The sequence below is a fragment of the Micromonospora sp. DT4 genome (assembly GCF_049841675.1).
Lineage (GTDB): Bacteria > Actinomycetota > Actinomycetes > Mycobacteriales > Micromonosporaceae > Micromonospora.
Window position 1 is genome coordinate 26,388 of record NZ_JBNCKT010000054.1, and the last position, 10,974, is coordinate 37,361.

General features: G+C 70.3%; 8 protein-coding genes and 1 pseudogene. 4 read left to right on the forward strand and 5 right to left on the reverse strand.

Annotated elements, in window-relative coordinates; translation table 11 throughout:
* Window positions 1-18: 18 nt before the first annotated feature.
* Window positions 19-1,980 carry an asparagine synthase (glutamine-hydrolyzing) gene (gene asnB, locus ACLQ24_RS16890; protein WP_425892680.1) on the reverse strand — a complete coding sequence of 654 codons (1,962 nt, stop codon included), beginning with the start codon at window positions 1,978-1,980 and terminating at the stop codon, window positions 19-21.
* A 133-nt stretch (window positions 1,981-2,113) separates the two neighbouring features.
* On the opposite strand from asnB, the gene ACLQ24_RS16895 reads away from it, so the two are divergent.
* From ACLQ24_RS16895 to ACLQ24_RS16905, 3 genes are all read left to right on the forward strand, one after another.
* Window positions 2,114-3,595, forward strand: a complete 1,482-nt coding sequence (locus ACLQ24_RS16895; RefSeq protein ID WP_425892682.1) for an aminopeptidase P family protein — start codon at window positions 2,114-2,116, stop codon at window positions 3,593-3,595.
* 331 nt (window positions 3,596-3,926) lie between these two features.
* Entirely contained in the window at window positions 3,927-5,828 is a 1,902-nt protein-coding gene (locus tag ACLQ24_RS16900; RefSeq protein ID WP_425892683.1) for a hypothetical protein, read from the forward strand.
* 352 nt (window positions 5,829-6,180) lie between these two features.
* Window positions 6,181-7,827, forward strand: coding sequence for a hypothetical protein (locus ACLQ24_RS16905; RefSeq protein ID WP_425892684.1), 1,647 nt, complete (start codon window positions 6,181-6,183; stop codon window positions 7,825-7,827).
* 73 nt (window positions 7,828-7,900) lie between these two features.
* On the opposite strand, the pseudogene ACLQ24_RS16910 reads toward ACLQ24_RS16905, so the two are convergent.
* The 4 genes and pseudogenes from ACLQ24_RS16910 to ACLQ24_RS16925 form a co-directional block, all read right to left on the reverse strand.
* A pseudogene (locus ACLQ24_RS16910) lies at window positions 7,901-8,166 on the reverse strand (alpha-1,6-glucosidase domain-containing protein); the annotation flags it as partial.
* Window positions 8,167-8,380: 214 nt separating this feature from the next.
* Window positions 8,381-9,046 (reverse strand): cellulose binding domain-containing protein, encoded by a 666-nt coding sequence (locus ACLQ24_RS16915; RefSeq protein WP_425892685.1) that lies wholly within the window; start codon window positions 9,044-9,046, stop codon window positions 8,381-8,383.
* A gap of 135 nt (window positions 9,047-9,181) precedes the next feature.
* Entirely contained in the window at window positions 9,182-9,571 is a 390-nt protein-coding gene (locus ACLQ24_RS16920) for a hypothetical protein (RefSeq protein WP_425892686.1), read from the reverse strand.
* A 37-nt stretch (window positions 9,572-9,608) separates the two neighbouring features.
* Complete coding sequence (locus tag ACLQ24_RS16925; RefSeq protein ID WP_425892687.1) at window positions 9,609-10,406, reverse strand: hypothetical protein; 798 nt, start codon at window positions 10,404-10,406, stop codon at window positions 9,609-9,611.
* A gap of 19 nt (window positions 10,407-10,425) precedes the next feature.
* On the opposite strand from ACLQ24_RS16925, the gene ACLQ24_RS16930 reads away from it, so the two are divergent.
* Window positions 10,426-10,614, forward strand: coding sequence for a hypothetical protein (locus ACLQ24_RS16930; RefSeq protein ID WP_425892688.1), 189 nt, complete (start codon window positions 10,426-10,428; stop codon window positions 10,612-10,614).
* Window positions 10,615-10,974: the final 360 nt, after the last annotated feature.

The following is a 10,974-nucleotide window of genomic DNA, read 5'->3' on the forward strand; positions in this document are numbered from 1 at the left end:
ACAGCGTGGGGTCGCGGGTCAGCGGACCATGGAGCCGACCACCGGCTTCGTCAGCAGAGCCGACTGGTTGCGCTGGATGCCCGGGTCGAGCGTCTTGGCCACGAAGATCGCGTGCCAGATGCAGAAGATCAGCACCGTCCACACCTTGCGGGAGTGGTCGGCCTCCTCCCGCTTGTGCTCGTCGAGGAGCCGCAGCGCGTACGACAGGTCGAGCAGGTCACCCGCGCCGGAGGTGCTCAACACGTGCCGGGCCCACTCGTACATCTCGCCACGCAGCCAGACCCGGGTGGGGGTCGGGAAGCCCAGCTTCTTGCGGTTCACGATGGCCGGCGGCACGACACCCTGCAACGCCTGGCGCATCGCGTACTTCGTCGCGTCGGAGCGCGGCGGCAGCTTCAGGTCCACCGGGATCTTCGCGGCGACGTCGAACACCTCACGGTCGAGGAACGGCACCCGCACCTCCAGCGAGTGCGACATCGAGATCCGGTCGGCCTTGACCAGGATGTCGCCGCGCAGCCAGGTGTAGAGGTCGACGTACTGCATCTTGGTGACGTCGTCCAGCTCGGTGCACTCGGCGTAGATCGGGGCGGTCACGTCGGTGTAGCGCACGGCGGGGTCGTAGCGACGCAGCAGGTGCTGCTTCTCCTCCTCGGTGAACATCCGCGCGTTGCCGTAGTACCGCTCCTCGATCGGCGTGGTGCCGCGCTCCAGGAAGCTCTTGCCCTTGACGCCCTGCGGGATCGCCTTCGAGACCGCCCGCAGGCCCTTCTGCACGCCCCCGGGCAGACCGTTGACGGTGCCCAGCGACAGCGGCTCCCGGTAGATGGTGTAACCGCCGAAGAACTCGTCGGCCCCCTCACCGGAGAGCACCACGGTGACGTGCTCGGCGGCCTTCTTCGCCACGAAGTACAGCGGCACCAGCGCCGGGTCCGCCACCGGGTCGTCCAGGTGCCAGACGATCTTCGGCAGCGCGTCGATCATGTCCTGCGGACCGATCTTGGTGGGGATGGTGGTGACGTCCAGGTGCCGCGCCGAGTCCTGGGCTACGTCGATCTCCGAATATCCCGGCACGTCGTAGCCGACGGTGAAGGTCAGGATGTTCGGGTTGAACTCGCGGGCCAGCGCGACGACCGCGGTCGAGTCGATGCCACTGGAGAGGAACGACCCGACCGGCACGTCCGAGCGCATGTGCATGCGGACGCTCTCGCGCAGCGTCTCCCGGATCTCGTGGTAGAGCTTCTGCTCGTCGTCGACCGGCGCGGGCCGGAACACCGGCCGGTACCACCGGCGTACGTCGATGCGCCCGCCCGGGGACCAGGTCAGGTACTCTCCCGAGCCGATGCGGCTGATGCCCTTGTGTAGGGTGCCGGGCTCGGGAACGTACTGCAGGGTCAGGTAGTGGCTCAGGTTGGCCGGGTCCACACCCGCGTCGCCCTGGTAGTTGCTGTGCGCGAACGGCAGCAGCGCCTTCTTCTCCGACGCCAGATAGAGGCCGTCCGCGGTCTCCAGGTAGTGCAGCGGCTTGATACCGAAGTAGTCGCGGGCGCCGAACGCGCGCCGTTCCTGCCGGTCCCAGATGACGAAGGCGAACATGCCCCGCAGCCGGGTGAGCACCTGCTCGCCCCAGAAGTGGTAGCCGGCGACGATCACCTCGCCGTCACCGGCGGTGGCGAACTGCGCGCCGAAGTTCCGGACGAGCTCGTCGCGCAGCTCGATGTAGTTGTAGATCTCACCGTTGAAGGTCAGCAGGTAACGGCCGTTCGCGTAGGGCAGCGGCTCGTGGCTCGACGCAACGTCGATGATGGCGAGCCGCTTGTGGGCGAACACTCCGTCCGCGTACCGGCCGGACGCGTCGCCGACCACCTCGACCCCTGTCTCGTCGGGGCCGCGGTGGTGCAGGCATTCCAATGCTCCGGCGATGTGGTCGCGGTGCGCGGCGGCGTTGCCGTTCGCGCTGAAGAAGGCCAGGAGTCCGCACATGGTCGTCATCTTTCCACGCGGCCTGTCGGCCCGTCGCAGCCGTCCGTCGTTCCGCGGCGCTCTCGGCCGCCACCACCGCGAACCGGGCGCGCGGTACCGTCGGGACCAGCCACGAGCGGAAGGGAGCGGCGCAATGACCGAGGAACGCACCGACGGTACGCCGACAGACGGCACGGAATCGCACGATCCGGACTTCCCGGAGGCGTTCCTGTCGTTCATGCGGCAGGGCTGGCGCGACAGCGAACTCCCCGTCACGCCGCGCCCCGAGGTCCCCAACTACGCCAAGCGGCGCGCCGCGCTCTCCGCCGCCTTCCCCGGCGAGACGCTGGTGATTCCGACCGGCGGCGAGAAGGTCCGCGCCAACGACACCGCGTACCCGTTCCGGCCGGGCAGCGACTTCGCCTACCTGACCGGCGACCACGACCCGGACAGCGTGCTCGTGCTGCGCCCGAACGGCTCGGGGCACGACGCGACGCTGTACATGCGGCCCCGCTCGTCGCGGGAGACCGACGAGTTCTTCCGCAGCCGGCACGGTGAGCTGTGGGTGGGTCGGCGACACACCCTCGGCGAGAAGTCCACCGAACTGGGCCTGCCCACCGCCGACCTCACCGGCCTGGAGGCGGCGCTGGCCGACCTGGCACCGGCGCGTACCCGGGTGTTGCGCGGTTTCGACGCCCAGGTGGACGCGGCCGTGCGTTCCTACGACGGACCGCGCGCCGAGGGCCAGCCGGCCCGCGACCGGGAGCTGGCCATCGCCATCTCGGAGCTGAAGCTGGTCAAGGACGAGTGGGAGATCGGCCAGCTCCAGGACGCGATCGACGCCACCGTCCGCGGCTTCGAGGACGTGGCCCGCGTCCTGCCGGCCGACCGGGCCGTCTCCGAGCGGCTCCTGGAGGGCATCTTCGCGCTGCGCGCCCGCCACGACGGCAACGACGTCGGGTACGGCTCGATCGTCGGCGCCGACGAGCACGCCACGATCCTGCACTGGGTGCACAACCACGGCGCCACCCGTCCGGGTGACCTGCTGCTGATGGACATGGGGGTCGAGGGGCGCAACCTCTACACCGCCGACGTGACCCGGGTGCTGCCGGTCAACGGCCGGTTCACCGCCCTGCAACGCCAGGTCTACGACATCGTGTACGCCTCGCAGCAGGCCGGCATCGACGCCATCCGCCCCGGCGTGAAGTTCAAGGACGTCCACCTGACCTGCATGCGGGTGCTTGCCGAGGGTCTGGCCGACCTGGGCCTGCTGCCGGTGAGCGTGGACGAGGCCATGGACGAGAAGTCGTCGGTCTACCGGCGCTGGACGCTGCACGGCTTCGGTCACATGCTCGGCATCGACGTGCACGACTGCGCGAACGCCCGCAAGGAGACGTACCTCGACGGCGCCCTGGGCGAGGGCTACGTGCTCACCGTCGAGCCGGGGCTCTACTTCCAGCCCGAGGACGAGCTGGTCCCGGCCGAGCTGCGCGGCATCGGCATCCGGATCGAGGACGACGTCCTGGTCACCGCGACCGGCGCGGTGAACCTGTCGGCGGGCCTGCCACGCACCTCCGACGAGGTGGAGACCTGGCTGGCCGAGCAGCGCGAGGCCGGCCTCCGCCTGCCCGCCTGACCCCCAGCCCCACCCCACGCCCGACCCCGGAGGTCGCCGCCTCGCCGTCGGCCCGGACCGAGTCGATCGCGCCCAGCGACACCGAGCGCCCCACGCCGTCCGGCGTGGGGAGCGTCGTGGTGTTTGAGCTGCTCACACCCCTTCCTGTCCCGCCGGACCGTTCCGGGCTCGTGCCCTAACCTGAGGCATATGCGGGGTTTTCTCGGATACGTCCGCCTCGCGAAGATAGTTCTCATACGGTGGGCATCAGAGGCTACAACCCATTTGTAGCCGGTCGTGACGCTGCGGGCGGTGCGACCCCGTCTGGTAGTAGGAAGGGCGGAAGGCTCTGATGTCCAACGACGTAACGAGTACCGACGGCGGGGCCTCGACGGCTCCGCCGACACGACGACGACGGGCCCTGTGGGTTGCCGGCGTCGCCGGCCTGACCGGGGTGGTCGGCCTGGCCGCCCTCGGCGGCGTGGCCGCCCGGGACGACAAGCCCACCTCCGACCGGGTGTCCGACGCCCAGCCGTCGACCAACCGGCAGAACGTCAGCGACGGCGGCGCGAAGGCCGACAGCGGCAAGGAGAACGGCGGCAAGGAGAGCGGCGGCAACGACGAGTGGAGTGGCGACGACTGGAGTGGTTTCGACGACCGCGCCGACAAGGGCGACAAGCGGGACGAGAAGGACCGCACCAGGCAGGTGCCCTGCGACTCGGACAAGCTGATCCAGGCGATCACCTTCGCCAACAACGGCGACGGAGGTGTGCTGGAGCTGGCGAAGGGCTGCACGTACACCCTGACCCGCAACCAGGACGGCAACGGCCTCCCGGTGATCACCGAGCCCATCACTCTCAAGGGCGAGCACACGACAATTGGTCGTGCGGCCACCGCCGACTTCTTCCGCATCCTGAACGTCGGCCCGGGTGGGCAACTCACCCTCAAGGGCCTGAGCATCAAGGGTGGACAGACCATCCAGCGGGCGGTGACCGTGGAGGCGGCGACGGTCTGGGGGCCGTACTCGACCTCGGTCCGGACCACCGCGGCGACGGCCACGCCGACGGCCACCGAGGCGGCAACGACCAAGCAGGCAGCGACCAAGGCTGCGGCGGTTAAGGCGGCAGCGGCCAAGAAAGCTGCGACGGCCAAGCCGGAAGCAGGCAAGGCCGCGGAACCGACGGCAGCGGCCAAGCAGGCAGCGGAAGCCAAGCAGGCAGCGGCAACCGCCAAGGCGGCCAAGGCAGCGGAAGCCAAGCCAGCCAAAGCAGCGGCAGCCAAGCCAGCAGCCGCAACGGCACCGGCAGCCAAGCCGGCAGCCGCAACGGCAACGGCCAAGGCTCCGACGGTGGCGGCTGGCGCGGAGGTTGTGCCGCTGGTGCAGGAGCCCGGGTTCAACGACGGCGCTGGGGTGCTCGTACAGCCCGGGGGCCAGGCGGAGATCCTGGACAGCGAACTGCTCTACAACCAGTCCGGCGGCAACGGCGGCGGGCTGGCGAACTTCGGTTCGGCGCGGCTCAGCAAGAGCACCGTCGCGCACAACACCGCCTTCTTCTACGGCGGCGGCATCTTCAACGCCGGCGTGCTCCAGGTCGACGAGTCGAAGGTCAAGGACAACACCGGAATCATCGGTGGCGGCGGCATCGCCAACGGCGCGGCCGAGATCTTCACCGAGGACGTCGACGGCGGCGCGGTCTGGGTCTACAAGAGCGAGGTCACCGAGAACGAGACGCTCGGCTTCGGCGGCGGCGTCCTGGACGTCGAGGGCACCACGACCCTGCACGACACGAAGGTCACCGACAACACGGCGGTCCTGGCCGGTGGCGGCGTGGCCGTGGCCGACAGCCAGCTCACCCTGAAGCAGGCAACGGTGGCCAGGAACAGCACGGCCGGTGTGGGTGGCGGTGTGGCCATCGCCTTCGACAGCACCGCGACGATCGAGGACACCGCCATCAAGGACAACACCGCGGGGTTCTTCGGCGCCGGCCTCTACAACGAGGACAGCGTCGTCACGCTGCGCGACAGCGAGGTGTCGGGCAACCGGGCCATCGGTCCGTCGGGCAGCGGCGGCGGCGTCTACAACACGGACGGCGGGGAGATCAACCTCCACCGGACGAAGGTGACGTACAACGTCGCCACCCTGCCGCCCGGCGGGATCTCCAACGGTCTCGGCAGCTTCGTGCGGCTGGACGACGAGTCTGCGGTTTCCGCCAACCGCCCCACCAACTGCCTGAACGTCCCCGGCTGCTTCTGACCGGGAACGGACGGCTGATCCACATAGAGGGCGCGCCCCTCCGAGCCGGTCACGGCACGGAGGGGCGTACCCATTTGTGCTGGTCAGGCGCCCGATGGCCCGGCTTGGGGGCGACGTGCCCGGCCGGGGCCCGGAGGCCTTCCGACGCCCGACGGGGAGAACCGTGCCTGCTCGGGGCCTCACGACCGCCCCATGCCGGAGCTGAACCTAATGTGGGGTTGTTTCGGATAAGGCCGCGAGGCGAGGAACATTCTCATACGGTGTTTTTGGGAGCTACAACCGATTTGTAGCAGGGGACGACTGTCTGAGGGCGGCGACCCTGTCTGGTACGAGGAGAGGGCAGAGAGCTCCGATGTCCAACTACCTAACGAACAACGAAGCCTCCGGGCGGGCGACGGCCAAGCGCCGCCGCAAGCTCTGGCTCGCCAGCGGCGTGGCCGGTCTGACGGGCGTGATCAGCCTCGCGGCGGTAGGCGTCGCGGGCAGCGCCGGGGCGGTCGGCCTGAACTGGAACACCGCGCAGGTCAGCAAGGACGGCGACCAGCACGGCGAGGAGGGGCGCGACCGGAACAAGGACCGGGACAACGACAGGGACCGGGACCGGAACAAGGACCACGAGCGTGGGAAGGAGGTGCCCTGCGACACCGACAAGCTGATCCAGGCGATCGTGTTCGCCAACAACAAGCACGGCGGTGTGCTGGAGCTGGCCAAGGGCTGCACCTACAACCTGAGCCGCAACGACTACCAGGGCAACGGGCTCCCGGTGATCACCGAGAACATCACCCTGAAGGGTGAGCACACGACGATCGCCCGGGAAGCCACGGCCGACTACTTCCGGATCCTCAACGTCGGCAGCGGTGGGCACCTCACCATCAAGGGCCTGACCATCAAGGGTGGCCAGACCCTCGAACTGTACGACGCCGTCGAGCCGGCGGCCGTCTGGGCGTCCTACTCGGACTCCGAGGCGATCGCGGCGCAGGTGAAGGCGGGCGTTCCGCTGAACCAGGCGCTCGCCACCCGGCAGGCCAACCCGAAGGCGGGCCTCAAAGCCGCGCCCAAGGTGACGCCGAAGGCCGCGACGAACGCGGCGCCGGGCCTCGTCACGCCGCTGGTCGAGGAGCCGGACGAGAACGACGGTGCCGGCATCCTGGTGCAGCCGGGCGGCACCGCCGAGATCATCGAGTCCGAGGTCGTCCTCAACCAGTCCGGTGGCAACGGCGGCGGCGTGGCCAACTTCGGCACCACGAAGATCTGGCACAGCACCGTCACCCGCAACACCGCCTTCTTCTTCGGTGGCGGTGTGTTCAACGCCGGCCTGCTCAAGGTCGAGGAGTCGAAGATCACCGACAACACCGCCATCATCGGTGGTGGCGGTATCTCCAACGGCGCCGCGCGGATCTTCGCCGACGACGTCGACGGTGGGACCGTCGAGTTGAAGAAGGCCGAGATCACCGACAACGAGACGCTGGGCTTCGGCGGCGGCTACCTCGACATCGAGGGCAACACCACGGCGTACGAGACCAAGTTCGTCTCGAACACCGCGGTCCTCGCCGGTGGCGGTCTGGCGGCGGCGGACAGCCAGCTGAACCTGTACAACGTCTCGGTCGAGAAGAACAGCACCGCCGGTGTCGGTGGTGGTGTGGCCATCGCCTTCGACAGCGCGGTCACGTTCGAGAAGAGCAGCATCAAGGACAACACCGCTGGCTTCTTCGGCGGCGGGCTCTTCAACGCCGGCAGCGTCACCACGCTGCGCGACAGCGAGGTCGTCGGCAACCGGGCCATCGGCCCGATCGGGGTCGGCGGCGGCATCTTCAACATCTTCGGCGAGGTCAACCTGTCGAAGACGAAGGTCGCCTACAACTTCTCGACCTTCGCGCCGGGCGGTGTGTTCACCTTCTTCGGGCCGGTGAACGTGGACGACAAGTCCGCGATCACCGCGAACCGCCCGACGAACTGCCTGGCCATCCCGGGCGGCGCCATCGAGAACTGCTTCGCCTGATCACCTTTGAGGTGACTACCGCACCATCGGGCCGGCCCCCTTCCGCGAGACGCGGACGGGGGCCGGTCCCCGCTCACTTGCGTACGAACACCGCCACGCTGCGCGCCGGCACCGTGCAGGTGCCTGCCGCCCGGTCGAACGACGCCATCCGCAGCGTCGGGTCGGCCGACTTCGCCAGCACCGGGTGCAGCGCCACGTCCGCCCCCCGCAGACCGGTCACGGTCTGCTTCGTCGTCGCCGGGGTGCCGTTGAAGACGACAGTCAGCGACGTCAGGCCCCGCCCAGGCCGCGGGCGTCCAGGGTCATGGTCAGCACGCGCGGGGTCTCCGACTCGCCGGAACGGTCCAGCAACGTCCACCGGCAGCCGGCCACCCGGGCCGCCACGGTGACGGTGGCCAGCGGGTCGCCGGTCACCTTCGCGGTGACCGCCGCGCGGGTGGCCACCGACGCGGGCGTGGTGATGGTGATGGTAGATGCCGGTGAAGGTGGCGCCGGCGGCAACGACAGACCCGCCGGTGGCGGTCCGTCGTCCGGCGCCGGACTACGCCCCCGGTCAGCCGATCCGGCAGTCGACCCCGTTGACCGTGCACCGCACCGGACGCGCCGCGGAGCCGTCCCAGCCCAGCCGCAGGCGCACCGTTTCCGTGCCGCCCGGGGCCAACGACGCCCCGCCGCTGAGCACGAACCCGCCGTCACCCTGCGCGGACACCGAGATTCCCGCCGCGCCACTCACCCGCATGCCCCGCATGTCGTCCGCGTACGCCAGCTCCACCCGCCAGTCCAGCGGCCGGTCCGAGTCGTTGGTCACCGCCAGCGTGGCGTCGGTCGCGTTCCAGCCGTCCGTACCGACCTGGTAGCGAGCCGACACCGCACCGTCCGCCGTCGCCAGCGTTCCGGCGCTCGTCCTGGCCGGCGACGGCGACCTGGTCGTGGCGCGCGGCGATGGCGTCCGGCTGCTGCGCGACGTGCGCGGCGACGCCGTACGCCGCTCCAACCCACCCGGAGTCGGCGCCGACGAGGCCGCAGCCGGCGTCGTCGGCAGGAACACCGGCGGCGCTGCCTGCGGCGAGTTGTCCCGTTCCCGAGTACGGAACGACAGCAGCGCGACCACCAACAGCACCGTCAGCGCGCAGACGCCCACCAGCACCACGATCCACGGCAGCGATACCACGACCCGCGCCGTCCGCGGGCCTCCCGCGCCGTCCGGCCCCACCGCCATCAGGTCTCCCCTCGTCCCACCGACGCGACAGCGTAGCCAGCGCCGGCCCGACCGGAAACCGGGCGGGTACGGATCGGACCGACCGGCCCCCCTGGCGCGGAAAACGGCTCGGCCGCCGCGCCGGTCCGCCGGCGGTCAGGCCATCCGGACGACCGTGCAGATGAGCGGTCCCTCAGCCGACGTACGCAGCAGATAGCGGTACCGCTCCCCCGGCACCGAACGCCCCTGGCTGTCCAGGAACTCCCACTCCAGCGACACCAGGGTCAGCAGCGCCGAGACCGGCTGCACGTCCTCGATCCGGGCGTGCGCGGCGCTCAACTCCCGGTCCTGGTAGTCGGGCGCGGCGCCCACGAAGGACAGCGCTACCGCCGCCAGCGAGGTGAACGAGAAGCTGTACGTGTCCGCCACCACCAACCCGGGCAGCGCGTAACAGCCACCGAGGGACGGCAGGTCGCCTGCGGTCAACGCGGCGCCGTACCGGTCGAAGAAGCCGGTCAGCGTATCGAGATCCGTGGAGGCGTTCACGGCGACAGCAATTGCCGCTCGCCGGGTGGGCCAAACCTCAGCGGGGCGGAACCCGCACCTCGATCTCCGTACCCAACCGGACGCCACAGGCCAACCCCAGGTCGTCACCACTCCAGAACCGCCCCGGGTCGTACCAGTTCGGACGCTTACCGGCAGGCAGCAGGCCCATCGCCTCGTACGTCACGGCCACCACCTCGGCGCAGTACGCCGTCTCCAATGCCCTCTCCCGCGCAGCCGCGCTGGCCGGAGCGGCAGTTGTCCCCGGGCTGGCCGCAGCGCCCGCAGCGGCCGGGTCGGCCCCGGTGGTGGGGGCGGTCGGGGTGCCCGACGCGGCCGGAGCGGCCGGGGCGGCCCAGGTCGTCTGCGCGGCCCGCGACACGGCTCGGAGTGCGGACCGGCCAGGGCCCGGCAGCGACGGCACCCGACCGCGCACCCACCGCCAGGCCAACTGGGCAGTCGACGGGAACGGCGTACCGTCCAACCGCGCGACGGTACGCAGCACAGCGCGCTCCATCTCGCCCTCGGCCGGCGGGTCGAGCTGCCGCAGCCAGGCCCGCTGACCGTACCGGTTGGCCCACACGCACACCGCGTCCCGCAGGTCGTGCAGTTGCACACCGCGCTGGTGCGTGCCCGACCACAGGTCCGGCAGGGACTTGCCCAGCTCGGCGTGCCACATCAGCGGCGGCATGTCGTCCAGCACCACCGCCATTCCGACGTGGTTGACGGGACTGTTCGTGGTGAACTGGATCGCCCGGTCCGGCACGCTACGACCCCGGAACACCCACACGTCACCGGTGCGGGTCAACTCGACGGCCTCATCCAGGCTGATGCTCATGAGGGACTAGCCTAGGCCGATGCGGCAACGAATGCGGTGGTGGAAGATCGCCGGCCTCGCCGGCCTCGCCGGCCTCGCCGGGGTGGCAGCGTCCGGTGTGGTCATCGCCCGAGCCGAGCGACGCCGGCGCGCGTACACGCCGGAGGAGATCCGGCAGCGACTGCTGGAACGCCACGCCCAGGCCAACGAGGCAACGGACCCCGCCTAACCACCGGCCGGTCCCACCTTCCCTGTGGCCAGTCGACAGACAGCCACCACAGGTGATCGCACCCGACGCACCCCGCCGCCCCGGGCACCCTAGGGACATCCCGTGCAGAACGTGTCGGCGGGCATGATCGTGCTCGATCGAGTCGATCAACCGCCGGCGGTGGCGGATGTCGGTTTCGGGTGGGCAGTCTGGGCGGTTTGGGCGGTGGCGTCCCGTGGCCGGCGGCACTCTGGCGGCGGAATCGGGGACCCGGCGGGGTCGTTATACCTGGCATGCCGCCGCACCCCCGAGCTAGCGGCGCACGGCAGCCGCCGGGAACACCCGCCCGGCCGCCACGGTTACACCCCCGCACGGCCGAGC